The following is a 26,730-nucleotide window of genomic DNA, read 5'->3' as shown; positions in this document are numbered from 1 at the left end:
ACTGCCCGACGGGAAAGAGGAGGCGATCAAAAAATGAGGACGGGCTTGCTGGTCTGGCTGTTATTTATCAATGCCGTGGCCTATATCGTCATGTCCGATGACAAACGGCGGGCCAGGCAGCGGAAGGAGCGGATTCCCGAGAGGACGCTGTTTCTGCTGGCCGCAATCGGCGGAGCGCCGGGCGTGCTGCTGGCCATGCAATTGAAGCGGCACAAGACCAAACATATGAGCTTCCGGGTGGGCATTCCGCTGCTCCTTGTTTTGAACGCCGCGTTATACGGGTATTTTTTTACTTGAGGTCCTTCCTTATGCGTGAGGCATTCATTTTTTGGCGAGTTTGACAGGTTGGAGAAGTACATACTTTTAGTAAAGTGGGGTGCTTTCTTATGTTATTTTCCAAAATATTAGCCGCCTATGACGGCTCCAAAGCGGCCAACAAAGCGCTGGACAAAGCGGTGGAGCTGGTGAAGGCGACGCCGGGCGCAACGCTCGAGGTGCTGCATGCTTTTGATTTTCCACGCTTTTATGTCGCGGAGGGATTTGCTCCCGTTCCGGCCAAGGTGAACCAGGATTTCTACGAGCTGGCCGAGAAGACGGTGGAGGAAGTGAAGAACCGGCTGGAGGCCGACGGCATTACCGCCAAGGTAGAGATGGTGCAAGGGGCGCCGGCGGAAGCGATTCTGGATTACGCAGCCAAAAACGGCAATGACGTCATTGTCATCGGCAGCCGCGGCTTGGGCGGAATCCGCGAATTCGTACTCGGCAGCGTCAGCCACAACGTCGTGCAGCATGCCCGGATTCCGGTGCTGGTCGTGAAGTAACGGATTTATAAAATTAGCCCTTCGCGGGAGATGGATCTGATAACATCCATTTTCCCGGAGGGCTTTTTCTCGGTACCGGCCACCACCCGCACATTAGCGGTCTTTTTGGGCGCTATTGCGGCCCGATTTGGCTGCTGCTATTCCATACCGTCCCGTCCAATTCGACAAAATAGCGCCGCAAAAGGCCCCTATTCATCCGTCCTACTTTCAAGGGAAGCAGGACGCGTGATGGTCTCGAAAAAAAGAGAGGAATGCCGAAACATTGTTCAAAAACGAACATTCCAAAAACTACACATATGAATGTTCGGGTTTAAGTTGACATTCGGCGTAGGGGATTGGTAAACTTAAATCAGCTTCTTTTTCTAAAATAATAAAATAAATATATTAATCTCGTATAAAGCCGGGAATAAGGTCCGGCAGTCTCTACCCGGGAACCGTAAATTTCCGGACTACGAGGAATTCAGCGTCAGCCGTGATCCCCCAGCTCCATTTACAAGCCGGGTGGAAACCGGACATTTGTCGTCTTTTCGTCCGGATTTCAGGGACAAATGGGCTGCGCGAGGATTTCCGACACGTCCGATCTTCCCGTAGGAGAACTTCTTCCTCTATGCAAGGTCGGACCTTTTTTTCTAAATCGGCAAAAAGGGCATGACTAAAATAAACGGAAAGTGGGTTGAACAATGTCTGTACAGGTGGCTGTCATCATGGGGAGCACTTCGGATTGGGAGACGATGCGGCATGCGTGCGAGGTGCTGGACGAGCTGGAAATCGGATATGAGAAAAAGGTCGTATCGGCGCACCGGACGCCGGACTTGATGTTCCGGTTTGCCGAGGAGGCGGCGGGACGAGGTATTCGCGTCATCATCGCCGGCGCCGGCGGAGCGGCGCATCTGCCGGGCATGGTCGCGGCCAAGACCGCTCTGCCCGTGATCGGCGTGCCGGTACAGTCGAAGGCGCTGAACGGGCTCGATTCGCTTCTGTCCATCGTGCAGATGCCGGGAGGCATTCCCGTGGCCACGGTAGCGATCGGCCGGGCCGGGGCGACCAACGCGGGCTTGCTCGCGGCCCAGATCCTTGGCGCGTTCGACCCGGCGGTACAGCAGCGGGTGCAGGCCCGCCGCGACCGAATCACGAGCGAAGTGCTGGAAAGCAGTGATTCGCTATGATCCGCCGCGAGTTGCTGGGCTCGTTGGAGCCCTCCGGCGCAGGGGCGGGTGGCGGCAAGGCGGAAAGCGCGGCTAAGGGGAGCGCGGACAAAACGGCTTCCGCTCAGGCGGCTTCCGCCGGGCAGCGGGAGCGTCAGGTGCTCCCGGGCGCGACGGTCGGCGTATTGGGCGGTGGCCAGCTAGGCCGCATGATGGCGCTCGCCGGCAGCAACCTGGGCTACCGCTTCATCGCGCTCGATCCGACGCCGGAGTCGCCGTGCGGCCAGGTTGCGGAGCAGATCGTCGCCGGCTACGGGGACAAGGAGGCGGCACGGGAGTTGGCGAAGCGAGCGGATGTGATCACGTACGAATTCGAGAACGTGGACGCCGAAGTGGCGGCGCTGCTGGAGCAGCAGTCGTACGTGCCGCAGGGCAGCCGGCTGCTGTACACGACGCAGCATCGTCTGCGCGAGAAGCGTGCGGTGGAGGCCGCCGGGGCCAGAGTGGCGCCGTATGCGGAAATCGGCAGCGAGGAAGCGCTGCGGGAAGCCGTCCGGCGCCTGGGCTTGCCGGCGGTCTTGAAGACGGCCACCGGCGGCTACGACGGTAAAGGCCAATGGGTCATCCGGTCCGTTGGAGAGATCGGACCGGCTTATGCCGAGCTGAGCCGCGCGGGCACGGAGCTTGTGCTGGAGCAGTTCATCCCGTTCGTCAAGGAACTGTCGGTCATCGCGGCCCGCAGCCCCCGCGGGGAAATCAGTACGTTTCCGGTGGCGGAGAACATTCATGTGGACAATATTTTGCATCTGTCCATCGTTCCGGCCAGAGTGGAGGAAACGGTGCTGCGGGAGGCCGAGCGGCTGGCCGCCCGGATTGCGGAATCGATGGAAGCCGTTGGTCTACTGGCGGTCGAGATGTTTTTGACGGAGAGCGGGGAATTGTTTGTCAACGAACTCGCCCCGCGCCCTCATAATTCGGGGCATTATACGATGGAGGCTTGCGCTACCTCGCAATTCGAGCAGCACGTCCGGGCCGTGTGCAACCTGCCGCTTGGGGATCCGGCCCTTCGGACCCCGGTCGTTATGGTAAACGTGCTTGGCGAGCATCTCGATGCCGTCAAGGAAGCGGTAGCCACCGGACGCTGGGGCGGCGAAGCGGAGGGCAGCGCAGATCCGGCTGGATTTCGGGTCATCCCGAAAGTACACTTATATGGAAAGAACGGTTCGGCTCCCGAGCGCAAAATGGGGCATGTGAATCTGCTCTGCGGGGATGTCCGGGACGGGCTTGATTTTATACAGCAAACCAATATTTGGAGGAATCAAAACTCATGATCGAACGTTACAGCAGACCGGAAATGCGGGCTATCTGGACCGAGGAGAACAAGTTCAAGGCTTGGTTGGAAGTTGAAATTTGCGCGTGCGAAGCCTGGGCGGACCTCGGGGTTATTCCGAAGGAAGATGTCGCATTGCTGCGGAAAAACGCTTCTTTCGACATCGACCGGATTTACGAGATTGAGCAGGAAACGCGCCATGACGTGATCGCCTTTACCCGGGCCGTTTCGGAAAGCCTGGGACCGGAACGCAAGTGGGTTCACTACGGGCTGACTTCGACCGATGTCGTCGACACGGCGCTCGGCTATTTGTTGAAGCAGGCGAATGAAATTTTGGAAAAAGACATCGTCAACTTTATCGAGATTCTGCGCGAAAAAGCGCTGGCTTACAAAGACACGCCGATGATGGGCCGGACGCATGGCGTGCATGCGGAGCCGACCACCTTCGGCTTGAAGATGGCGCTCTGGCATGAGGAAATGAAGCGGAATCTGGAGCGGTTCCGCCGGGCGGCGGACAATGTCCAGTTCGGCAAAATCTCGGGCGCGGTCGGTACCTACGCTAATATCGACCCGTTTGTCGAGGAGTTCGTTTGCCGCAAGCTCGGTACGAGCCCGGCGCCGATCTCGACCCAAACACTGCAGCGCGACCGCCACGCGGAATACATGGCCACGCTGGCCCTGATCGCCACCTCGCTCGACAAATTCGCGACGGAGATCCGCGCCTTGCAAAAGAGCGAATTCCGCGAAGTAGAGGAAGCCTTCGCGAAGGGTCAAAAGGGCTCGTCCGCGATGCCGCATAAACGCAACCCGATCGGCTGCGAGAACATTTCCGGCCTCTCGCGCGTCATTCGCGGCCATATGGTATCGGCCTACGAGAACGTCACCCTCTGGCATGAACGCGATATCTCGCATTCGTCCGTGGAGCGCGTCATTCTGCCTGATGCGACGATGCTGCTGAACTACATGCTGAATCGCTTCGGCAATATCGTGAAAAACTTGACGGTGTTCCCGGAAAACATGCAGCGCAATATGGGCCGTACCTTCGGCGTTCCGTTCTCCGGCCGCGTCATGACGAAGCTGATCGACAAAGGCTTCAGCCGCGAGCAGGCGTACGACACCGTTCAACCGCGGGCCATGCAGGCATGGGAAACGCAACGCCAGTTCCGCGACATCATCGAGGAGACGCCGGAAATCACTGCGGTGCTGAGCCGCGAGGACATCGACGACGCCTTCAACCCGTCCTGGCACCTGAAGCACGTGGACACGATCTTCCGCAAGCTGGGCTTAATCGAGTAATTAGACATTGAATCCGTCCTTGCCAGGTGGACTTTTGGGGGTGAAATGTCTTTTCAAATGTGGACATACAACCGCTCGTTTTATTGAGCAGCGGATGGTCCTCTTAACCAGATATCGATGGTGGTTAGGGATTGAAATACCATATATGGATTTTAAACGGTGGGACGGATTATAGTGGGTTTGTCCACATTTAGAAAGACAAATTGCTTGAAATGTCTACTGTGCGGGGACATGAAATGAAGAGTAATTAAAGCAGTTGAGGAAAGGGAGGCCGCAGGATGTCGACACCGGCAATTTCCACGGCGGCGGAGCTGGTTAATGCCCCGCTGCTCTACAAAGGCAAGGTCCGGGAGCTTTATGACCTGGGCGAGCATTATTTGATCGTCGTGACGGACCGGATTTCCGCATTCGACTATGTGCTGGAGCCGGCGGTGCCGGACAAGGGGAATGTACTGAACCGGTTGAGCGCTTTCTGGTTCGAACGGACGAAGGACTTGATCCCGAATCACGTAATTCATACCGATGTGGATCGGCTTGGTGAGGTTGTTCCCGAGGCGCACCGGGAAGCGCTGCGCAACCGGATTATGGTGACGCGCAAGGCGCAGCGGATCGATATCGAATGCGTGGTCCGCGGTTACGTCACCGGCGGAGGCTGGCGGCAGTACGTCAGCGGAGGCGCGATCAACGGCATCAAGCTGCCGGAGGGACTGCGCAAGAACGCCAAGCTGGAGCAGCCGATTTTTACGCCGGCGGCCAAAAATGATGTCGGCCATGACGAGGACATTTCGTTCGAGACGATGGCCGGTATGGTCGGCGCCGATTTGGCGGAGCAGCTTCGCAGCCGCACGCTGGAGCTTTACGGTTTTGCCCGCGATTATTGCGAGGAGCGCGGCATTATTTTGGCGGACTGCAAGCTGGAATTCGGCCTGGTGGACGGGGAACTGATCGTCATCGACGAAATGTTCACGCCCGACGCCTCCCGCTTCTGGGCGAAGGAAAACTACGCACTCGACATTGAGATCGACAGCATGGATAAAGAACCGGTCCGGACCTACCTGGCCGGCTCCGATTGGGACAAGAACAGCCAGCCCGACCCGCTGCCGCCACAGGTAGTGGAGGAGACGGCCCGGCGGTACCGCGATATTTTTTACCGGTTGACCGGACAGGAGATGCAATAATCTTTTTTAATACGAAAATCCGCGGCGGTGCCGCATAATCCATGACTAGGAGGAACACAGGGATATGATTAAAGCGACAGTCTATGTCACCATCAAGGAAAGCGTACTTGATCCGCAGGGGGTTGCCGTGCAAGGGGCGCTGCATTCGATGGGCTTCAGGGAAGTAAGCAGCGTACGGATCGGCAAGTATATGGAGCTGGAGCTCGATACCGATGACCGTTTTGAGGCGGAAGCCCGGATCAAGGCGATGTGCGAGAAGCTTTTGGCCAATACGGTGGTAGAAGATTACCGCTTTGAACTGGAGGGCTAATCATGAAATTCGCGGTACTCGTATTTCCCGGTTCCAACTGTGATATCGACTGCTACAAGGCGGTGGAGGATACGATCGGCCAGCCGGTGGATTATGTGTGGCACACGGCCACGGATCTTTCGGGGTATGATGGCATCCTGGTTCCCGGCGGATTTTCTTACGGCGACTATTTGCGCTGCGGCGCCATTTCCCGGTTCGCTCCGGTAATGGCAGAGGTGGCGAAGGCGGCTGAGCAGGGAAAATACATTCTCGGCATCTGCAACGGGTTTCAAATCCTGACGGAGGCGGGGCTGCTGCCGGGAACATTGCGGCGCAATATGTCGCTTAAATTCCGCTGCCATGATACGGTGCTTCGCGTGGAAAACAACAACAATCCGTTTACGACGCAGTATGCCGCAGGGGAAGAGATTACGGTCCCGATCGCGCATGGCGAGGGCAACTATTATTGCGATGAAGCTACGCTCGCTCAATTGAAAAAGAACAATCAGATTATTTTTCGCTATGTGAACAATCCGAACGGCTCGGTGGACGATATCGCCGGCATCTCCAACGAACGCGGCAACGTGGTGGGCATGATGCCCCATCCGGAACGCGCCGTGGACAGTCTGCTCGGCTCGGAAGACGGCAAGCGAATGTTTACTTCAATTTTAAAGGCATGGAGGGATCGGCATGAGTCAGCAAGTGTCCGCTAAGGAACCGACCGCGGAACAAATCGCGGAACAGCAAATTTACAAACAGATGGGCGTTTCGGACAGCGAATATGAGCTGATCTGCGGATTCCTTGGCCGCAAGCCTAACTATACGGAGATCGGCGTATTCAGCGTCATGTGGTCCGAGCACTGTGCCTATAAAAACTCCAAGCCGCTGCTGCGCCGTTTTCCGACCAGCGGTCCCCGCGTGTTGATGGGACCCGGCGAAGGCGCGGGGATCGTCGATATCGGCGACAACCAGGCGGTCGTGTTCAAGATCGAAAGCCATAACCACCCTTCGGCGGTTGAGCCTTATCAAGGCGCGGCGACGGGCGTGGGCGGGATTATCCGCGATATTTTTTCCATGGGCGCAAGACCCGTGGCCCTGCTGAACTCGCTTCGTTTCGGCAAGCTGGAAAGCGAGCGCGTAAAGTACTTGTTCGAGCATGTCGTATCCGGGATCGCCGGTTACGGCAACTGTATCGGGATTCCGACGGTCGGCGGCGAAGTCGTGTTCGACGAGAGCTATGACGGAAATCCGCTGGTCAATGCGATGTGCGTCGGGCTGATCGATCACGATAAAATTCAGCGCGGTGTGGCCAAAGGCGTCGGCAACCCGGTGTTCTACGTAGGGCCGCCAACCGGCCGCGACGGGATTCACGGCGCGACGTTCGCTTCCGAGGAACTGACGGAAGAGTCAGAAGCCAAGCGGACGGCAGTTCAGGTCGGCGACCCGTTCATGGAGAAGCTGGTTATGGAGGCGTGCCTGGAATTGATCGACACGGGGATCGTGCTCGGGATCCAGGACATGGGGGCCGCGGGGCTGACTTGCTCCAGTGCGGAGATGGCGAGCAAGGCCGGCAACGGGTTGGAGCTGTACCTTGACCAGGTGCCGCAGCGGGAATCCGGGATGACGGCTTATGAAATGATGCTGTCGGAATCCCAGGAACGCATGCTGTTCGTCGTCGAGCCGAAGGACGAGGCCCAGGCGATGGAAATCTTCGAGCGTTGGGGCGTCATTTGCGCGAAAGTGGGTAAAGTTACGGACGACGGACGCTTGAAGCTGTTCCATCACGGCGAGGTTGTCGGCGATATGCCGGTCAAGGCGCTGGTGGACGAGTGCCCGATTTATGATAAACCGTCGGCGGTGCCGGCTTACTATGAACAAAATGCCGAGGTAGATACGCTGCGTTATACGGAGGTTGCCGATTTGGGCGCGGCGCTGGAACAAGTGCTGGCCTCTCCTTCCGTTGCCAGCAAAGCCTGGGTTTACGACCAGTATGACTACATGGTTCGCACCAGCACGGCGGTTCGCCCGGGCTCGGACGCGGCGGTCGTAACGATTCGCGGCACCCGCAAAGGGCTGGCGATGACGACGGACTGCAACGGGCGCTTCGTTTATCTGGACCCCGAGGTCGGAGGCCGGATCGCGGTCAGCGAAGCGGCGCGGAACATCGTCTGCTCGGGCGCGGAGCCGCTGGCGATTACGGACAATTTGAACTTCGGCAGCCCGGAGAAGCCGGAAATTTTCTGGCAGATGGAAAAGGCGGTCGACGGGATGGCGGAAGCGTGCCGCGTGCTGGACGCTCCGGTCATCGGCGGGAATGTCAGCTTATACAACGAGAACGCCAAAGGCGCGATCTATCCGACGCCGGTCGTCGGGATGGTCGGCCTCGTGCACGACAGTGATCACATTACGACGCAAAGCTTCAAAGCCGAAGGCGACGTCATCTTCCTGCTCGGCGAAACGAAGGCGGAGCTTGGCGGCAGCGAGTTCCAGGCCGTGGTGCACGGCGTGACGGAGGGACGTCCGCCGCAGCTTGATCTCGCTGTGGAGAAGAAGCTGCTGGACGCGGTGCTTGGCGCAATTCAAAGCGGTCTGGTCCGCTCCGCGCATGACTTGTCGGAAGGCGGCCTGGCTGTTGCGTTGGCGGAATCCTGCATCAGCGGCGGTCTGGGCGCTCAGGTTGATTTTGATACTACGCTGCGTTCCGATGTGGCCTTGTTCAGTGAAACCCAGTCGCGGATTCTGCTCTCGGCCTCTCCCGATCAGGCGGAAAAACTGCAGGAGTTCATCGCATTGCGCGGTGTGCCTGTGGAGCGAATCGGCCAGGTCGGAGGCCGTGATTTGGTCATCCGCATCGGCGGGGCTTCCGCTTTGAACAGACCGGTGGAGGGACTCAAGCGGGTCTGGGAGGACACCATTCCATGTCTGATGAAATAAGACAGCTAAAGCAGGGGCACGGTCTATGGGTAGGCGACTACTATAATGAGGGAACGACGCGCAGCGATATTTTCGACAAGTTGAAGGAAGAATGCGGCGTGTTCGGGGTTTACGGTCATCCGGAGGCCGCCTCTCTTTCCTATTACGGTCTGCATGCGCTGCAGCACCGGGGGGAGGAAAGCGCGGGGATTTGCGTCACGGACGGTGAAGCCTTCAATTACCACCGCGGTATGGGGCTGGTCAAAGAGGTGTTCGACCGCGACAAGCTGGAATCGCTGCGCGGGGATCGCTCGATCGGTCACGTGCGGTATTCGACGAGCGGCGACAGCCGAATCACGAATGCGCAGCCTTTGATTTTTAAATACCGCGACGGCGATCTGGCGGTGGCGACGAACGGCAACATCGTAAACGCGCCCAAGATCCGCCGGGAGTTGGAGATGAGCGGTTCGATTTTTCAAACGACGAGCGATACCGAGGTGATCGCGCATCTGATCGCGCGGTCGCCGAAGGAATTCGTCGAAGCGGCCAAGGACGCGCTGCGTCAATTGGTGGGCGGGTTCGCCTTCCTGCTGCTGACGGACGACAAGCTGCTCGTCGCCAGCGACCCGAACGGTCTGCGTCCCATCACGATGGGGCGGTTGGGCGGCGCGTACCTGTTCTCGTCCGAGACCTGCGCGTTCGAGGTGGTCGGCGCGGAGACGATCCGCGACATCCAGCCGGGCGAGCTGCTCGTGTTGGACGAGAATGGACTGCGGGAGGAACGTTACGCCGCTCCCGAACGGAAGGCGCTATGCGCGATGGAGTACATTTACTTCGCGCGTCCCGACAGCGATATGAACGGCTCCAATCTGCATGCCACGCGCAAGCGGATGGGGCAGATGATGGCGCAGGAGTCGTTCGTCGACGCGGACGTCGTGACCGGCGTGCCCGACTCCAGCATCTCCGCCGCCATCGGCTACGCGGAGCAGACCGGCATTCCTTACGAGCTCGGTCTGATCAAAAACAAATACACCGGCCGGACGTTCATCCAGCCGAGCCAGGAGCTTCGCGAGCAGGGCGTGAAGATGAAGCTCAGCGCCGTGCGCCGCGTGGTGGAAGGCAAGCGCGTCGTGATGATCGACGACTCGATCGTCCGCGGCACGACGTCCCGGCGCATCGTCAATCTGCTGCGCGAAGCGGGGGCGACCGAGGTGCATGTGCGCATCACCTCGCCGCCGTTCAAAAACCCGTGCTTCTACGGCATCGACACGCCGGATCGCGGGGAACTGATCGCCTCGTACAAATCGGTCGAGGAGATTCGTAAAGAGATCAACGCGGATTCGCTGGAGTTTTTGAGTCCGGAAGGGTTAATCCGCGCCGTGGGCGGCGATAACCGGGACGACTACAAAGGCGGCCTGTGCATGGCCTGCTTCGACAACGATTATCCGACGCGGACCGATTTTGACGGCGAGGAGAAGTTCGGCTGCACGTGCTGACGCAAGGCCAGTTTGTTTCACTTCGTAGGTGTTTCATGGGGTGAAACATGCGGTTGGACGATGCGTGAACTAGCGAGGCGTGAAGCGTGGTGCCCAGGGGCAGCCCCGAATCACGGGTACGGCGGGACATGGGCCCCTGGCGGTCAGCGGTGACCTGGGCTTCGGCCTTCGACCTTCGACCGCTAGCAATTAACGGGAATTTCTCCCGTTAATTTGAACGCGAGGCGGAGATTTCGGGAAATAGCTGGAATTTCTCCAGTTATTTTGGGCGGTTTTTGCCTTGAGGGGCCGTTTGAAGACAATTAGCTGGAGGTTTTCCAGCTAATTGTCCGTAAGGGCCGCATCTAAAAAAATTAACGGGAGGTTTTCCCGTTAATTTGGGATTCGTACGCCATATTCGCACCATTGAGCATAGTCATTCTGGCGAAGGTGTGCCGTTATGGCATCCGGTTGCTCGATCATAATAGGTGGTATGGACCACCAATAACTTTTAAGGAGAGTGTCCTTACGTGTCTGAAGCTTACAAAAACGCCGGGGTGGACATCGCGGCCGGGAATGAAGCGGTAGAGCGGATGAAGAAGCACGTCAAACGGACGTTTCGTCCGGAAGTCATGACGGATTTGGGCGGCTTCGGCGCTTTGTTCGGCTTGAACAAAGACAAATATGAGGAGCCGGTGCTCGTTTCGGGGACCGATGGCGTCGGCACCAAGCTGAAAATCGCCTTCGCGATGGACAAGCATGATACGATCGGCATCGACGCGGTGGCGATGTGCGTGAACGACATCGTCGTTCAGGGCGCAGAGCCGTTGTTTTTCCTCGATTATCTGGCCTGCGACAAGGTCGTGCCGGAAAAAATCGAGGCCATCGTCTCCGGCATCGCCGAAGGCTGCCACGAGTCGGGCTGCGCGCTGATCGGCGGCGAGACGGCGGAAATGCCGGGCATGTACGCCGAGGGTGAGTACGACATCGCCGGCTTCACCGTCGGCGTCGTCGATAAGCGCAAAATCGTCAACGGCAGTACGATCGCCGCCGGGGACACCGTGATCGGCCTGGCGTCGAGCGGCGTGCACAGCAACGGCTTCTCGCTGGTGCGCAAGCTGTTGCTGGAGCAAGCCGGCTATTCGCTGCAGGATCGTTTGCCCGAGCTGGGCGACGCCGCGCTCGGCGAAGTGCTGCTGACGCCGACCAAGCTGTATGTGAAGCCGGTGCTGTCCCTGCTGGAGCAGGTTCAGGTGAAGGGTATGGCTCACATTACCGGCGGCGGCTTCATCGAGAACATTCCGCGCGTTCTGCCGGAAGGCGTGAACGTCGAAATCGACTACGGTTCCTGGCCGGCTCTGCCGATCTTCTCGCTGCTGCAGGAGCAGGGGGACGTCAGCAACCGCGACATGTTTACGACGTTCAACATGGGTATCGGCCTCGTGATCGTCGTAGCGGAACAGGATGCCGCGGCCGCGCAGGATGCTCTCCGCGCCGCGGGAGAAACGCCGTACGTCATCGGCCGCGTCACGGAGGGCGAGCGGATTGTGACGTTTAAAGGAGCTGACGTCTAATGCCGCCCCCTTACCGGATCGCCGTATTCGCCTCCGGGCAGGGCAGCAACTTCCAGGCGCTGCTGGACGCTTCCCGCGCGGGCGGACTTGGCGGGGCCGAGATCGTGCTGCTCGTCAGCGACAAGCCGCAGGCGCCCGTTGTCGAACGCGCGCGCTTGGCGGGCGTGGACACATTTTTGTTCCAGCCCAAGGGCTACGCGCGGCGGGAGGATTACGAGGCGGAAATAGCGGCGGAGCTGGAGCGGCGCCAGGTCGATCTGGTCGTGCTGGCGGGCTATATGCGGCTGCTGACTTCAGTGCTGGTAGACCGATATGCCGGGCGGATGATCAACATTCATCCCTCGCTTTTGCCGGCTTTTCCCGGAAAAGATGCGATCGGGCAGGCCTGGGAGTACGGGGTGAAAGTCACCGGAATCACCGTCCATCTGGTGGACGGGGGGATGGACACCGGGGCGGTGATCGCCCAGACCGCGGTGCCGCTGCTCCCCGATGACACCATTGAGTCTTTGGAGGAACGGATTCATCTAGCGGAAAAGGAGCTTTATCCGCGTGTCGTCACCTGGTTTGCCCAGGGACGAATCACTGTGGAAGGCAGAAAAGTGACGGTTAAGACGGTATAGCGGGCGAATTCGAGTTTGTTTTTTTACCCGTTTGAGGTATAGCGAACCTTGTCTTGTTCGTTTCGATATTTCCCGAGAAATATCGGGTCAATCATTCGCCATCATAAAGGAGGAGCCAAATCGTGGGTATCAAAAGAGCGCTGGTTAGCGTTTCGGACAAAACAGGCATCGTGGAGTTTTGCCGGGAGCTGTCAAAGCTGGGTGTGGAGATTATTTCGACAGGTGGGACCAAGAGTCTTTTGTCGAAGGAGGGGGTTCCGGTCATCGGAATTTCCGAAGTGACGGGCTTTCCGGAAATTTTGGACGGGCGCGTCAAAACCTTGCACCCCGCGGTGCACAGCGGATTGTTGGCCGTTAGGGACAGCGCGGAACATCAGGCGCAAATGAAAGAACTGGGTCTGGATTATATCGACCTGGTTGTCGTGAACCTGTATCCGTTCCAAGAAACGATCGCCAAACCGGATGTCACTTACGAAGACGCCATCGAAAATATCGACATCGGCGGACCGACCATGCTTCGTTCGGCGGCCAAAAACCACGCCTTTGTCAGTGTAGTTGTCGATGCGGCCGATTACGGCAGCGTGCTGGAAGAGGTGCGGACGAGCGGCGATACGACGCTGGAAACGCGCAAACGGCTCGCGGCCAAAGTCTTCCGTCATACGGCGGCTTACGACGCGCTGATCTCCGATTATTTGTCGAATGTGACCGGGGACCCGCTGCCTGAACGCTATACTGTAACTTATGAGAAAATCCAGGATCTCCGCTATGGCGAAAATCCGCACCAAAAAGCGGCGTTCTACCGCAAGCCGCTGGCTGCTGCTGATACGCTGACGACAGCGGAACAGCTGCACGGTAAGGAGCTCTCCTACAACAATATCAACGATGCGAATGCCGCGCTCCAGATCGTCAAGGAATTCGAAGAACCGGCCGTGGTCGCCGTTAAGCATATGAATCCTTGCGGCGTGGGTGTGGGCGGCAGCATTTATGAAGCTTACCGGAAGGCGTATGAGGCCGACCCGGTATCGATTTATGGCGGCATCGTCGCGGCGAACCGAATCATCGATGAAGCGACGGCTCAGCTCTTGAAGGAGATTTTTCTGGAAATCATCCTGGCACCGGGCTTCACGTCCGGGGCGCTTGAGGTGCTGACCCAGAAAAAAAATATCCGTCTGCTGAAGCTGGGGAATTTGGCGGCCGGCGGCACCCGGAGCAGCCAGTTTGTCGTGACCTCGATCGACGGCGGGATGGTCGTGCAAGAAAGCGATGTTCACTCCCTCAACGAGAGCGATCTGCAGGTAGTTACCGACCGCAAGCCGACCGAGGAAGAGTTGAAGCAATTGCTGTTCGGCTGGAAGGTCGTTAAGCATGTGAAGTCCAACGCGATTGTGCTCGCGAAGGATGATATGACCGTTGGCGTGGGCGCCGGTCAAATGAACCGCGTCGGCTCCGCGCAAATCGCGATCGACCAGGCGGGCGACAAAGCCAAGGGCAGCGTGCTCGCTTCGGATGCGTTCTTCCCGATGGGCGATACGCTCGAGCTGGCGGCAAAAGCCGGCATCACGGCGGTCATTCAGCCCGGCGGCTCGGTCCGCGACGAGGAATCAATCAAGGTGGCCAATGAACATGGCATCGCCATGGTGTTCACCGGCGTTAGACACTTCAAACACTAATACTCTAGCTAAGGCCTGGACGGCAGGACCGCTGCGGCGGCCCTGCCGATATTTTTGTCGGAAACTTAGTTGCCCAGGAGGTATGGAATGGATATTTTAGTGATTGGCGGCGGCGGACGCGAGCATGCGATCTGCTGGGCGCTGGCGAAAAGCCCGAAGGCAAGGCGCATTTATTGCGCACCGGGAAACGCGGGTATCGGACAAATTGCGGAAATCGTGCCGATTCAAGTCCATGAATTTGAGCGATTGACGTCGTTTGCGCGCGAGAAAAAGGTCGATCTGGTGGTCGTCGGTCCGGATGATCCGCTGGTGGACGGGATTGTCGATGCTTTTGAAGCGGAAGGCATTCCGGTGTTCGGCCCGAGAAAAAACGCGGCTTTGATCGAGGGCAGCAAGACATTTATGAAGGACCTGCTGAAAAAATACGACATTCCGACGGCGGCCTATGAAAAGTTTGAAGACTACGAGCAGGCGCTGGCATACTTGCGGACGCAAGCGGTGCCGATCGTGATCAAGGCGGACGGACTGGCGGCAGGAAAAGGGGTAACCGTGGCGTTCACGCGCGAGGACGCCGAGCAGGCGCTGCGGCAAATCATGGTGGACAAAGTGTTCGGCGAATCCGGCAGCCAGGTCGTGATCGAGGAGTTTCTGGCCGGGCAGGAAATGTCGATTCTGTCGTTCGTGGACGGGGAAACGGTTCGTCCCATGGCGGCGGCCCAGGACCACAAGCAGGTGTACGACGGCGACAAGGGTCCGAATACGGGCGGGATGGGGACGTACTCCCCGCTGCCGCATATCGCCGATTCCATCATCGAGGAAGCGATCGAGACAATTATTAAGCCGACGGCCAAAGCGATGGTTCAGGAGGGACGCCCTTTCCGCGGCGTGCTGTTCGCCGGGCTGATGATTACGCCGGACGGCAAGCCGAAGACGATCGAGTTCAACGCCCGTTTCGGCGATCCCGAAACCCAGGTCGTATTGCCGCGCCTGAAAAGCGATCTGCTGGAGATTTTCCTCGCGGCTGTGAACGGCACGCTGGCTGAGGCGGAAATCGAATGGAGCGACGAGGCGGCGGTTTGCGTCATCCTGGCGTCGGGCGGGTATCCGGCGTCCTATCCGAAAGGCCTGCCGATTATGGGGCTGGACGCCGCCGAGTCGGACGCATCGGGCCTTGTGTTCCACGCAGGCACGGCCAAGAACGAAGCCGACGAGTGGGTCACGAACGGCGGCCGCGTGCTCGGCGTTGTCGGGCTCGGCAAGGGTATCGCCGAAGCCCGGGAGCGGGCGTACGCCTCAGCGGAGAAGATCCGCTTTGAGGGCATGCACAACCGCACGGATATCGCCGCCAAGGCGTTGGTTTAGAAGGTTGGAGGAGGCCGCCCGGATCGGGCGGTCTTTTTGAGTTTTGTTAGCGGGGGAATGTTGCCGGGAATGGAGCCCCATAGCGGACCGAACTTTTGGGCCCTTATTTCGGGAAAAAGCTGGCCAAACCCTGATTTCGGGGATCTTGGTAGGGAAATAAGGTCTTTTTGGACCGCTACGCACCTAGCAAAGCTAGCACCCTCTATCCGTGCAGCTAAGGAAAAAACAATAAGACGATTTCATGCCCTGTATGACAAGTGTATCGGCAGGACGTGATGGAATGGCATGGAAGAAAGTCAGAGCGAACCGGGGAATGACCAAAAGGCCGTTAGGGATAAGTGCCGTAACTTTGGAGATGTTATCAAAGAGGAGGCGATGAGGTGAGCAATAACAACAAGAACAAGAACATGCTGCCGGTCTCACACGAGAAGGTGGATGTCGAGGGAGTTTATGCCGATGAGACGGGCCGCGCGGAATATTTGCACAAGGGCGATGAGTTTCCCGCCGATCTGGTGTTGGGCACGACCGAGTGGAAGCTGACCGAACTGGCCCAGGTGAAGCATGCCGAAGGGCGCACCAATCCGCGGCTGACTCCGAACAAAGATTAGATTCCCGGCGGAACGCCCCGGATTACCTGCCTCTTTTTCGGCGGAATCGGGGGCGTTTTTGCAGGTCGACGAGTTGAAAGGGTTATCATAAATCTACCTCTTGAATCGCGGACTGTTCCGGTGTAACGTTAGAAGAATGAGAGATACGTTATGAAGCGAGGAGATAGAGATGAGCCATACGGAACAGCATACGGTAGCGATGGAGGACATTGTACGGGCGCACCATGTTCTTAAGGAAGTTGTACGGCGGACTCCGCTGCAGCTTGATCCGACGTTGTCGGCCAAGTACGACTGCAAGGTGTATCTGAAGCGGGAGGATCTGCAGGTAGTCCGGTCGTTCAAAATACGCGGGGCCTACAATATGATCCGCAGTTTGACCCGGGAGGAGCTGGCGAAAGGCATCGTCTGCGCGAGTGCCGGCAACCATGCGCAGGGCGTGGCTTTTTCCTGCAATGCGCTGGGCATTCAGGGGAAGATCTTCATGCCGAGTACCACGCCGAACCAGAAGATTAAGCAGGTGAAGCGTTTCGGGGGTTCCTCCGTGGAGGTGATCCTGACCGGAGACACTTACGACGATGCTTATGAAGAGGCGATGAAGGTCTGCAATGAAGGCGGAATGACGTTTATCCATCCGTTCGACGATCCGAAAATCGTCGCCGGCAACGGGACGATTGCGATGGAAATCATGGAGAGTCTGGACACGCCTGCGGACTACGTCTTTGTGACGATCGGCGGCGGCGGACTGGTTTCCGGCGTGGGAACGTATATTAAAACGGTAAGCCCGCAAACGAGGCTGATCGGTGTCGAGCCCTCCGGGGCAGCTTCGATGACGGAATCGATCCAACAGGAAAAGGTAGTCACCCTCGAGTCGATCGATAAATTCGTGGACGGTGCGGCGGTAAAACGGGTGGGCGACCTGAATTTTGAGATCAGCCGGGGCTTGCTGGACGATATCGTCAAGGTGCCTGAGGGGAAGGCGTGTACGACGATTCTGGAGCTGTATAACGACAGCGCCATCGTCGTGGAGCCGGCGGGGGCGCTGCCGGTGTCGGCGCTGGACATGTACCGCGAGCAAATCCGCGGCAAGACGGTCGTTTGCATCATCAGCGGCGGGAACAACGATATCGATCGGATGCAGGAGATGAAGGAGCGCTCGCTTATTTACGAAGGGCTCAAGCATTACTTCCTCATCAATTTCCCGCAGCGGGCCGGCGCCTTGCGCGAATTTCTGGAGCAGGTGCTCGGACCGAACGACGATATTACCCGGTTTGAATATACGAAAAAGCACAACAAGGAGAACGGTCCGGCGCTGGTCGGAATCGAGCTGAGCGATAAGAAAGACTACCAGGGGTTGGTCGAGCGGATGCAGGCAAAGGGGATTGCCTTTACCGAATTGAACCGCGACCTGAATCTATTCAATCTGCTGATCTGAGGCGGTTTTACGGCAGCCCGGATTATAAAGCGTATGTCCAAGGACGAAAAGTCCTCGGGGCATACGCTTTTTTATTTTTTGCAGGAATGTCCTTTACAATCTTAACATACTAGTGTACTATTCAACTATGACACTAATACAATGCAGGATTGACTAAGGAGTGTAGAGTCGATGAGCGAGAGAAATAAACCGGACAATACCGAGGCTGTTCTATCCGTGGAAGGCGTAAGCAAGATCATTAGGAACCGGAAAATTGTGGACCGGCTTTCTTTTGAATTGTATCCCGGCGAAATTGTCGGACTCCTCGGACCGAACGGGGCGGGGAAGACGACGACGATCCGCATGATCGTCGGACTGATCTCCATGAGCGAAGGGGATGTGCGGGTTAAGGGGAAAAGCATCCGCCACGATTTTGCCAAGGCGATCTCCCATATCGGGGGAATTATCGAGAACCCGGAGTTTTATCCGCACATGACCGGCTACGATAACTTGAAGCAGTATCAGCGGATGAGCGAAGGCATTACGGAGGAGCGGATTCGAGCGGTGACGGAGCTTGTCGGGCTGCAGAATGCGATGAACAAAAGGGTGAAGGCGTACTCCCTCGGGATGCGGCAACGGCTAGGCATCGCTCAGGCGCTGCTTCACGAGCCTTCCATTCTGATTCTGGATGAACCGACAAACGGACTGGATCCGGCGGGAATCCGGGAGATGCGCGATTATTTGAAGAAGATCGCCGCGGAAGAAGGCATTTCCATTTTGGTCTCCAGCCATCTATTGTCGGAGATGGAACTGATGTGCAGCCGGGTCGTCGTGATTCAGGAGGGCAAGTTCGTTACGGAGAGACCGCTCGGTTCCGCGACTGAAGTCAAACAAGAGAGCCTGGTTCAGGTGGTGCTCCGGGTAAATGACGCGCTCAAGGCCCAAGCAAGGCTGGCACGAATGGAGGAAATTTCGATTCTCCAAGTATCGGAAGAGCAGCATCAGGTGGCGGTTGCGGTGCGCGATGCGTATATTCCGCGAGTGGTCAGCGCTTTGGGGGCGGAGGGCGTCGACTTGTTCCGGATTGAAGAAATCAAAGAATCGCTGGAAGACGAATTTTTGAAATGGACGGGAGGAAACCGCATTGCGTAGTTTTGGCAAGTTGCTGACAAATGAATGGTTGAAGCTGTCCAAGAAACGGAGCTTCTTCATTCCATACGCCGCTCTGGCGGCATTGGTGCTGTTCGTCACTTATTTGTTTAAAACCATGGATGCGAATGGGGAAATTTCCTCCGGATACGCCTTTACTGCATGGTTGTTCAACAAAAACGGGGTGGGCCAATTGGTCACCTACATGGCGATCATCGGTGCGGCCGGCGTTGTGGCCAAGGAGCACAGCTTGGGGACGATCAAGCTGCTGCTGATCCGGGCACAGAGCCGGAGTAAAATCCTGGCTTCGAAATATATCACGGTTTTGCTGTATACCTTGTCTTTGTCTCTTGTCACGATGTTGGTCAGTGTGCTCGTCGGGGGAGTGGCCTTCGGTTTCCAGGATACGCAGGCGGGTCCCGGCGCTGTGCTGCTTGCTGCCGCTATTCACTATGCTTACACGGTCATCTATGTGACGATCACATTTCTGATCGATGTGTTAACCCGCTCTGCGGGGGCCACCGTCGGTATCGGGATGACGATCGTGCTGATGGAAAGAATCGCGGTTCAACTCCTGTCAAGGTATGATTTTACAAAGTATCTGGTCTTCACCCATGCGGATTTATCCGTGTACCTGAACGGGGCAACCCCGCCGTTTCCGGGAATGACGCTGACTTTTTCCCTGGCGGTCATTTTCGTCTACCTGGCCTTGTTTCTCGGTGTAAGCTTTGTTACGTTTAAGAAACGGGATGTCGCTTAATGCGGATACAGCATCCCTCGGCGGCCGGGAGTAATTATGAAGCCCGAATACCGGCGGAAAGGATGGAGCCGATTGTGACCATGGAATTCGACAATAACCTGCCGATTTATATACAAATTATGAATTACATCAAGCGGGAAATCGTAACCGGTCGGCTAAAGGCCGGGGACAAGATCCCGTCGGTGCGGGAACTTGCGGCCGAGCTGCAAATCAATCCGAACACCGTGCAGCGTACGTTTCAGGAATTGGAGCGTGAAGAAATCGTGGAAACCAAACGCGGTCTGGGAAGATACGTAACAAGCGAGGAAGCAAAAATTATGACGATTAAAAAGGAAATGGCCGGCGATCTGCTGGACCGGTTCATTCACGGGATGCAGGAGCTGGGCTTTACGAATCGGGATATTGCGGCTATCGTCGCCGAAGCGGTCGATTCAAAGGAAAGATGATAACGGGCAAGTCAAAGGAGATACAGAACATGGTGGAAAATCTGCTGCAGTTTGAAGGGGTATCCAAGTCCTATCATTCCAAGCGGGCGTTAAATAACGTATCGTTTACGCTCGGGCCGGGAAAGATCATCGGCCTGCTGGGCACTAACGGAAGCGGCAAGAGCACGCTGATGAAGATCGCCGCGGGTCTGATTCCGGCAACTGCGGGAAGTGTCTCCGTACTAGGCACGCCGGTAGGCTTGGCGAGCAAAGCGATCGTATCCTTTATGCCGGATCGCCCGTTAACGGAGTCATGGATGCGCGTTCGTGACGCGGTAGGGTTTTGCCGCGATTTCTATGCCGATTTTGATGAGGAGAAGGCGCGCAAAATGTTGGAGTTTATGAACCTGCAGGAGCGCGATAAGGTCAGTTCGCTGTCCAAAGGGATGAACGAACGGCTGCAGCTTACGCTCACCCTGTCCCGCAAAGCCAAGCTCTACCTGCTGGATGAACCGATCGGAGGCGTTGATCCGGTAGCGCGCACGAAGATTTTGGACGCGATCGTCGAGTTTTACAGCGAAGACAGCAGCCTGCTGATTTCCACCCACCTGGTGCGGGATATCGAACGGATTTTTGATGAGGTTATATTTATCCGGGGTGGTGAGATCGTGCTGCAGGAGGATGTGGAGGACCTGCGGCTCAAGCACGGAAAAAGCGTGGACGACATGTTTAAAGAGGTGTTTACGGAATGATGAAGCTGCTGAAATACGATTGGAAACGTAATGCCAATACCTTCTCGGGTCTGCTGGCGGTACTGGTCATGGCTCAAGTCATCTTGTCGATGATCGGAAAAATCAGGGACTGGGATGCGAGTGTGATCATAATTTCTTCCTTTATTTTTTATGTAGCCGCGGGCATTATCACAATGATCCTTGTTTGTAAAACGTTCGAATCGAATATCAAAGCTTACCATCGCAGGCTTTTGCCGGTTCATCCGGCCTGGACCGTGCTCTCCTCTCTGCTGCTTGGTGTGCTGACGGCGGCTGTGGTTGCCGCTTTCGCGCTCGTACACGCATTTATATATTTCAACAATAACCATATTTCCTATCACAATTTCATGGGGTCGGGAAGCCGAGGCCTGAGGGACTTGTTCATGATCGCTTTGACTGCGGCATGGGGTTACATTTTGCTGCTGCTGATCATTTTTGCGGCGACCACGATCGGTGCGAGCATCAGTGTACGGGGGAAAGCGGGAACCTGGATCTCCATCCTTTCCTTTTTTATTATCAGCAGCGTGATGGGGTGGCTGGAAGGGCTGCTGTTCGGGGACAACGACCCTCCGAGGTTGCGGATCGGTTTTTTTCATCTCGGCGCCGGTGCGGATGCCGCGGGGGCCCAAGCTACGGGCGGCATTGAATTTATGAGCTTTGCTCCTTTCCTGTACGAGGCGGCTTTTGCGGGGGTAATGTTCTGCACCATGACTTATTTGTTGCACAAGAAAATGGAAATTTAATAAAACCACGGGAGATGTAGATTATGAAAATGAGTTTGAAAAAGACGGCCACCGCTATTCTTTCCGCGATTGTGGCTTGCTCGCTGCTTCTGGTACCCGCAAACGCCTCGGCGGCTGCCTCCGGGAGCCAGAAGCAATGGCTGCAGCAAAACGCGCATAAGCTGAACTCGCTGGAGTCCGAGGATTATAGCGATCTCGCCTTTTTAAAGCCGCTGCTGAAGGACAAAACCGTTGTCAGCCTCGGGGAAAATTATCACCGTGTGGCCGAGTACAGCAGTGTAAAAACAAGGCTGATTAAATTTTTGCACGAAGAGATGGGCTTTGATGTGATCGCTTTTGAATCGGGAATGGGGGATGCGGCCGCTGTGTTCGAAACCCGGGATTACCTTACTCCGGAGGAGATGATGGGGGGTTCGATCCATGGGGCCTGGCATTCCAGAGAAACCCTGGAGCTGTTCAATTATATCAAGGAGCAGGGAAAGGGCGACGATCCCCTGTATCTGGCGGGGTATGACAATCAATTTACGAGCTATTATCTGACCCAGTTCATTGGCGGAGTGATCGCCAAACTGGACCTTGATAAAGGGAAAGCTTTCGCACAAATGGAGTTCCAGGCGATCCCTGACTGGTATGAGGTGGTTAACAAATACCCAATGTTCAGTAAGGATCCGGTTTATAAAAAAGAAATGCAGGCCGTGATCGACAAATATGTGCCGCAATATCAGGAAACCATCAAATATGTGGAGGAGCATCGTGCCGAGATCAAAGCGGCTGTTCCTAATCAACCCCATATCGATGAAATTATTCTCAAGTCCTTGAAAGATCATGTCGCCTTTCTCGAGAGCGGGTTGAAGGACGTTAAGGATGGCTATTCCTCCCGCGACCGGTTGATGACGGAGAATCTGGAATGGGTGATGAAGACGCTGTACCCGGGAAAAAAGGTGATTTTGTGGGCCCATAATGACCATTTGGCCAAAAACACTTCGAAAATGCGGGTTAAGGACGACAACGGAAAATGGATATACAGCTTTACAAGCATGGGCGAGCTGATGCACCATAAGCTGAAGGACAAAATGTATGTGATCGGGCTGTATATGAACCGTGGTTCTTCGGTGACACTCGATTCAGGTAAGCCGTTTACGATCAAGCCGGCAACAAAAGGAAGTCTCGAGCACTTGATCATGCAGAGCGGTTACGCAAATTCCTTTATCGATTTGAGCAAGCATAAAGTGCAGAATGCGCAAAATGCCTGGATGTTCCGGCCGATCTACGCTTCCGAGGACGGGCTGACCACGTATCAGGTTCTGCCGAATGTCATGCGGTTCATACCGAAGGAGCAGTATGACGGAATTATCGTCATCGATAAGGTGAAGGCACCAACCCCCGTCAAGTCAGCGGGGAAATAAGGCGGGAAGTTAACTATACAAGTTGACGCTTCGCTTCTCCAGAATCATTTTACACTCTTGCCTATTGGGTAATTCTTAAGTTCTACTTATATAGGGATAAAACAAAAAGGGCTGGGAAGTCATGAATCTAATGACGTTCCCAGCCCTTATTCATTTTGTTGACTTACGCTTTCGGCCTGCGACCGAAAATGAATTTCTGTCCGAGAATGCCGACGACGAAGATGATCAGACTATCCCAAGGCGATACGGTGAACGAGGGCATGATACGGCCCAGAAGAACACCGACGGCGATGATGCCCACCGCGATGGCCAGATAAATGCCGAGTGCTTTGATATTAAACTTGCGGGGGGACGTCTGGGACGCTTCCTCTTTGTTTTTTCGCGAGCCCGGGCCCAGAAAACGGATGACCAATTCGACCAGAACGATCGAAAGCCCGGCGATCAAAAGCAGCGATGCACTGCTGATAAGAGTGTACTCCAACTCTCCGCCAAACCATTTGCTGAAGAAACCGGTGATCATGTATATGAAGAATACCCACGTTAGAGCCACCCAGGGGATCATCGTGTAATACATGATTTTTTCTTTCGTACTGCGGGGCTTGCGCATGTTGACATCTTCCACAACCTGTTCGCAGTAAGCCGTCGGTTCGGGGCCGTAGAGCTGTTCCGCGGAAATGCCTTTAGACTGGTTTTTGATGATTTCCCTTGCTAATCCAAGCAGTACTTCTTCTCCTTTGGCCTCGGTTAAAGAACTTTTGCCGGATCGGAGGTACTTTACCATTTCCCCGAAGTAAGCTTCATTTTCCGGAGTCATTTGCTGTCTCAGCGTCTTCGTCTCATGAATCATTTCATGAATATACAAGGGCTTCCTCTCCTCCCATGCTGTCCATTTCTCTAATTTCTCCCATTTTGCATTTAAATTTCCGGTTTTCCCCAGTCTTGTACGGCAAAAGTATAGCGCAAAATTTGTCATGGATGCAAGGGTCTTCGGATGTGACCTGGATGGTGAGACCGGAGAATCAACAGAAAATCCATTCAAGTTTTGACGTTTTGGTGAAGGGGGAATAAAAAAACGTCCTCAGCGCCGAAACTACAGCAAAAAGGTAAAGGAGGCAGGAAAGGATGGATAAGTTTGAATCGGAGCTGACGCGCCGCTACTTATTAAACAGCCAGTCCAGAGGCAGCTTGGAAGAAGTCGTAGGCGAGGACGAAAATCTGGATTTGGAGATGGGCGCGCAGACGACGGGGCAGGAAACGATGCAAGAAGGGCGCTTTTCCGATCAGTGGGAAGGGAAGGAGGAGACCCGCAACTTTTTCCTGCAGTCTTATTACCAATAGGCAAAAAGCGATTGACACCAAATTTCCCCGATGCTAAGATAGGCTTAAATATTATTCATATTAAACTTATCGGAATAATTAAATTAAATAAAATTAATTTAATGATCGGCAGGGGGAATCGGAATGGAACGGCAAATCAGCATACCGTATGGGGAAGAACGGATTGCGGCAAGCGTACATTATGCGGCGGCGAAGGTGCAGGAAAGCCGCTGCAAAGAACGCGTTCCGCTTGTGGTCATCTGCCATGGCTTTGTCGGCAGCCGGATCGGCGTTGACCGCCTTTTCGTCAAGACGGCCCGTTCGTTGGCGGAAGCGGGATTTCTGGTCGTCCGGTTCGATCATGTCGGATGCGGTGAGAGCAGCGGGGAGTACGGGAGTCAGGGTATGGACTCTTTAATCGCCCAGACGCGCGCCGTTTTGGATTACGCGTTTGGACTGGGAGACATCGATCCGACCCGCGTATCTTTGATCGGGCACAGCCTGGGGGGCATGGTCGCGCTCCTCACGGCGGTTCGGGACCGGCGGGTGAAGAACTTGATTCTGTGGTCCGCGGTCGGCTATCCGTTCAACGATATCGTCAATATTACCGGACGCAAGGTCTATGACCGCGCGGTGGAGCAGGGTTCGGCGGATTATTTGGGCTATGGGCTGACCCCGGTATTCTTCGATTCTCTGGGCGCGTATCAGCCGCTGCAGGAAGCGGTGAAATTCACCGGCGATGTGCTGGTCGTCCATGGGACGAGCGATGATGTCATTCCCGCCGATTATGCGTTTTTATATCAGAAGGTGTTTTGGATGCGTTCGGAAGGACGCTGCGATAAGGAAATTATTTTTCAGGCGGACCATACGTTCTCCTCCGGCGAGACCCGGGAGCCTTTGATCCGCAAGACGCGCGAATGGCTGAGCGGACGGGAAGCCGAGCAGAACGATTGGAAACATTGGATGATCTGATGGCAAAAAGACAGGCTGAACTAATCCCCTTTTTCCGTAAAAGTGGTAAATAACTTCCTTTCGGGATAAAATGAAATTAAAACGAAAGGCTTGTTACGGGAGGTAGAGGGATGGTTCAGCCTGCATTGTTTATTGCCCACGGGTCGCCGACCCTGGCTATCGAGAAGAATGAATATACGAAATTCCTGAGGCGGTTGGGGTACGAAACGCTGAGACGGCCGCGGGCCGCGGTGATCTTTTCGGCGCATTGGGATTCTCCGGTCCAACTGGTCAGCGTGGATGAGCGTCATCAGACGATGCACGACTTCTACGGGTTCCCCGAGGAGATGTATCGGATCCATTACCCGGCCGCCGGCGATCCTCTGCTTGCCGAAGAGATCATGTCCAGATTTAACGCGGGGAATCTCCCCTCCCGGCCCGTTCGTGGACGAGGTCTGGATCACGGGGCCTGGGTCGTGCTGAGGGCGATGTATCCGGAAGGCGATATTCCGGTGGTGGAGCTATCGGTAGACTCGAAGCGTTCTCCTGAGGAACAATATGCGATCGGAAAAATGCTGGCGGAACTCCGCCGTGATAATGTGCTGCTGATCGGAAGCGGCGGGCTCGTCCATAACTTGCGGCGGATGGCCGGAGAAGGGGCGGCTCCCGCAGCGTGGGCGGCTCTTTTTGACGATTGGATCGGGGAGCAGCTGACCGCCTGGAATCTCCGCAACCTGTTCGAGTACGACAAAAAGGCCCCCCATGCCCGGGATGCCGTTCCTTCCTATGCGACGGAACATTTCGCTCCATTGCTGTACGCTATGGGGGCGGCAGATCCGGACCGCAAAGCCGAGAAGCTGTTTCAGGCTTACCAGAACGGCAGCCTCAGCCTGAACTGCTGGGTGTTCGGCAACCGGCCGGAAAGCTGACCGATTGCCGCGAAATTTGGGAGCCTGCCGAAAGGTTACCTGGCTCCCGATGGATGGCCGTAATCCCGATTGCGGCCAACCCGGCGGCGCAGGAACGGTGTGACGAAGTAGTCGAGACCGGATTCTTCCTGCGTTAAATCCGGCCACGGCAATAAAGATTTCCAGCAGCAACAGCTGCGGGTTGGTGCTGACCGTCCCCGAGAAGAGGAAAGCGAAATTCATGATCATGCCAAACAACGCCGCTTCCCATGTCAGCAAGCCCAGTATAAGTCCCAGTCCGACCAGAACTTCCCCCCAAGGAACAAGAATGTTAAACAGTCCTACCCCCGGCAGCGCAAAGCTCTCCAGGAAGGAAGCCCACCAGCCTTGAACGGCCGGGTGCTCGCCGCCGCTCTTTTCGATAGCCGCCTTTAAAAATCCTCCTGCGTCGAATCCTCCCGTCACTTTTCCCCACCCCGAGGTCAGCCATTGATATCCGACATAGATCCGGACGATGGCCAAAAGCCAGGAAGCAATCATACTATTTCTCAGCCAGTTTACAAACACGGTAACTCCTCCTTTTTCACTAATTAAACCCTATATTTAAAA

26 protein-coding genes, 1 pseudogene and 1 riboswitch are annotated in these 26,730 nt (G+C 56.0%); of the genes and pseudogenes, 25 read left to right on the top strand and 2 right to left on the bottom strand.

The features are described from left to right. The first annotated feature begins 33 nt into the window (after window positions 1–33). The 22 genes from V4U84_RS18990 (at window position 34) to V4U84_RS18885 (ending at window position 22,945) form a co-directional block, all read left to right on the top strand. Entirely contained in the window at window positions 34–297 is a 264-nt protein-coding gene (locus V4U84_RS18990) for a DUF1294 domain-containing protein (protein ID WP_334074960.1), read from the top strand. Window positions 298–386: 89 nt separating this feature from the next. Continuing rightward, window positions 387–821 (top strand): universal stress protein, encoded by a 435-nt coding sequence (locus V4U84_RS18985; protein WP_334074961.1) that lies wholly within the window; start codon window positions 387–389, stop codon window positions 819–821. A 370-nt stretch (window positions 822–1,191) separates the two neighbouring features. Further along, window positions 1,192–1,293: riboswitch (purine riboswitch) on the top strand. Window positions 1,294–1,501: 208 nt separating this feature from the next. Beyond that, a complete protein-coding gene (gene purE, locus V4U84_RS18980; RefSeq protein ID WP_334074963.1) occupies window positions 1,502–1,987 on the top strand; it encodes a 5-(carboxyamino)imidazole ribonucleotide mutase in 486 nt (161 codons plus the stop codon). Then, window positions 1,984–3,297: a 5-(carboxyamino)imidazole ribonucleotide synthase gene (purK, locus tag V4U84_RS18975; protein WP_334077730.1), complete on the top strand. Its 1,314-nt coding sequence runs from the start codon at window positions 1,984–1,986 to the stop codon at window positions 3,295–3,297. The genes purE and purK overlap by 4 nt, the downstream gene beginning before the upstream one ends. Continuing rightward, entirely contained in the window at window positions 3,294–4,592 is a 1,299-nt protein-coding gene (gene purB / locus V4U84_RS18970; RefSeq protein WP_334077729.1) for an adenylosuccinate lyase, read from the top strand. Before purK ends, purB begins: the two co-directional genes overlap by 4 nt. A 278-nt stretch (window positions 4,593–4,870) precedes the next feature. Next, complete coding sequence (locus V4U84_RS18965; protein ID WP_334077728.1) at window positions 4,871–5,770, top strand: phosphoribosylaminoimidazolesuccinocarboxamide synthase; 900 nt, start codon at window positions 4,871–4,873, stop codon at window positions 5,768–5,770. A 64-nt stretch (window positions 5,771–5,834) separates the two neighbouring features. After that, complete coding sequence (gene purS / locus V4U84_RS18960; protein WP_334074967.1) at window positions 5,835–6,080, top strand: phosphoribosylformylglycinamidine synthase subunit PurS; 246 nt, start codon at window positions 5,835–5,837, stop codon at window positions 6,078–6,080. Between the two features lie 2 nt (window positions 6,081–6,082). After that, window positions 6,083–6,772, top strand: coding sequence for a phosphoribosylformylglycinamidine synthase subunit PurQ (purQ, locus tag V4U84_RS18955; RefSeq protein ID WP_334074968.1), 690 nt, complete (start codon window positions 6,083–6,085; stop codon window positions 6,770–6,772). Further along, window positions 6,750–8,993: a phosphoribosylformylglycinamidine synthase subunit PurL gene (purL, locus tag V4U84_RS18950; RefSeq protein WP_334074969.1), complete on the top strand. Its 2,244-nt coding sequence runs from the start codon at window positions 6,750–6,752 to the stop codon at window positions 8,991–8,993. Before purQ ends, purL begins: the two co-directional genes overlap by 23 nt. Continuing rightward, window positions 8,978–10,468, top strand: coding sequence for an amidophosphoribosyltransferase (purF, locus tag V4U84_RS18945; RefSeq protein WP_334074970.1), 1,491 nt, complete (start codon window positions 8,978–8,980; stop codon window positions 10,466–10,468). Before purL ends, purF begins: the two co-directional genes overlap by 16 nt. 509 nt (window positions 10,469–10,977) lie before the next feature. Further along, window positions 10,978–12,021, top strand: coding sequence for a phosphoribosylformylglycinamidine cyclo-ligase (gene purM, locus V4U84_RS18940; protein WP_334077727.1), 1,044 nt, complete (start codon window positions 10,978–10,980; stop codon window positions 12,019–12,021). Further along, window positions 12,021–12,641, top strand: a complete 621-nt coding sequence (purN, locus tag V4U84_RS18935) for a phosphoribosylglycinamide formyltransferase (RefSeq protein WP_334077726.1) — start codon at window positions 12,021–12,023, stop codon at window positions 12,639–12,641. Before purM ends, purN begins: the two co-directional genes overlap by 1 nt. Before the next feature lie 122 nt (window positions 12,642–12,763). Then, on the top strand, window positions 12,764–14,311 hold the full coding sequence (gene purH / locus V4U84_RS18930; RefSeq protein ID WP_334077725.1) for a bifunctional phosphoribosylaminoimidazolecarboxamide formyltransferase/IMP cyclohydrolase: 1,548 nt from the start codon (window positions 12,764–12,766) through the stop codon (window positions 14,309–14,311). Between the two features lie 87 nt (window positions 14,312–14,398). Continuing rightward, complete coding sequence (purD, locus tag V4U84_RS18925; protein ID WP_334077724.1) at window positions 14,399–15,673, top strand: phosphoribosylamine--glycine ligase; 1,275 nt, start codon at window positions 14,399–14,401, stop codon at window positions 15,671–15,673. Between the two features lie 380 nt (window positions 15,674–16,053). After that, the gene (locus V4U84_RS18920) at window positions 16,054–16,281 is read left to right on the top strand and encodes a hypothetical protein (protein WP_334074975.1); all 228 of its coding nucleotides are present in this window, start codon (window positions 16,054–16,056) and stop codon (window positions 16,279–16,281) included. 169 nt (window positions 16,282–16,450) lie between these two features. Then, window positions 16,451–17,713, top strand: coding sequence for a threonine ammonia-lyase IlvA (gene ilvA / locus V4U84_RS18915; RefSeq protein ID WP_334074976.1), 1,263 nt, complete (start codon window positions 16,451–16,453; stop codon window positions 17,711–17,713). A gap of 171 nt (window positions 17,714–17,884) precedes the next feature. Next, complete coding sequence (locus V4U84_RS18910) at window positions 17,885–18,844, top strand: ABC transporter ATP-binding protein (RefSeq protein WP_334074977.1); 960 nt, start codon at window positions 17,885–17,887, stop codon at window positions 18,842–18,844. Then, on the top strand, window positions 18,837–19,601 hold the full coding sequence (locus V4U84_RS18905; protein ID WP_334077723.1) for an ABC transporter permease: 765 nt from the start codon (window positions 18,837–18,839) through the stop codon (window positions 19,599–19,601). Before V4U84_RS18910 ends, V4U84_RS18905 begins: the two co-directional genes overlap by 8 nt. Window positions 19,602–19,675: 74 nt before the next feature. Beyond that, on the top strand, window positions 19,676–20,047 hold the full coding sequence (locus V4U84_RS18900) for a GntR family transcriptional regulator (RefSeq protein WP_334075128.1): 372 nt from the start codon (window positions 19,676–19,678) through the stop codon (window positions 20,045–20,047). Window positions 20,048–20,076: 29 nt separating this feature from the next. Then, the gene (locus tag V4U84_RS18895; protein WP_416367273.1) at window positions 20,077–20,778 is read left to right on the top strand and encodes an ABC transporter ATP-binding protein; all 702 of its coding nucleotides are present in this window, start codon (window positions 20,077–20,079) and stop codon (window positions 20,776–20,778) included. Further along, window positions 20,775–21,539, top strand: a complete 765-nt coding sequence (locus V4U84_RS18890) for a hypothetical protein (protein ID WP_334074979.1) — start codon at window positions 20,775–20,777, stop codon at window positions 21,537–21,539. The genes V4U84_RS18895 and V4U84_RS18890 overlap by 4 nt, the downstream gene beginning before the upstream one ends. A gap of 23 nt (window positions 21,540–21,562) precedes the next feature. Next, window positions 21,563–22,945, top strand: a complete 1,383-nt coding sequence (locus V4U84_RS18885; RefSeq protein ID WP_334074980.1) for an erythromycin esterase family protein — start codon at window positions 21,563–21,565, stop codon at window positions 22,943–22,945. A gap of 163 nt (window positions 22,946–23,108) precedes the next feature. Here V4U84_RS18885 and V4U84_RS18880 read toward each other — a convergent pair whose 3' ends face one another. After that, entirely contained in the window at window positions 23,109–23,807 is a 699-nt protein-coding gene (locus tag V4U84_RS18880) for a DUF1129 family protein (RefSeq protein ID WP_334077722.1), read from the bottom strand. A 260-nt stretch (window positions 23,808–24,067) separates the two neighbouring features. Here V4U84_RS18880 and V4U84_RS18875 point away from each other — a divergent pair, with 260 nt between their 5' ends. The 3 genes from V4U84_RS18875 (at window position 24,068) to V4U84_RS18865 (ending at window position 26,142) form a co-directional block, all read left to right on the top strand. Then, window positions 24,068–24,283, top strand: a complete 216-nt coding sequence (locus V4U84_RS18875; protein WP_334077721.1) for a hypothetical protein — start codon at window positions 24,068–24,070, stop codon at window positions 24,281–24,283. A 123-nt stretch (window positions 24,284–24,406) separates the two neighbouring features. Continuing rightward, window positions 24,407–25,234, top strand: a complete 828-nt coding sequence (locus V4U84_RS18870; RefSeq protein WP_334074983.1) for an alpha/beta hydrolase family protein — start codon at window positions 24,407–24,409, stop codon at window positions 25,232–25,234. Between the two features lie 110 nt (window positions 25,235–25,344). Beyond that, window positions 25,345–26,142, top strand: coding sequence for a DODA-type extradiol aromatic ring-opening family dioxygenase (locus tag V4U84_RS18865; protein WP_334077720.1), 798 nt, complete (start codon window positions 25,345–25,347; stop codon window positions 26,140–26,142). Window positions 26,143–26,177: 35 nt separating this feature from the next. Here the strand turns inward: V4U84_RS18865 and V4U84_RS18860 are convergent. Continuing rightward, a pseudogene (locus V4U84_RS18860) lies at window positions 26,178–26,688 on the bottom strand (DoxX family protein). Between the last annotated feature and the right edge of the window lie 42 nt (window positions 26,689–26,730).

Source organism: Paenibacillus sanfengchensis (assembly GCF_036864765.1).
Taxonomy (GTDB): domain Bacteria; phylum Bacillota; class Bacilli; order Paenibacillales; family Paenibacillaceae; genus Fontibacillus; species Fontibacillus sanfengchensis.
The sequence above is the reverse complement of the archived record's forward strand: the minus strand, read 5'-3'. Positions and strand labels throughout refer to the sequence as shown.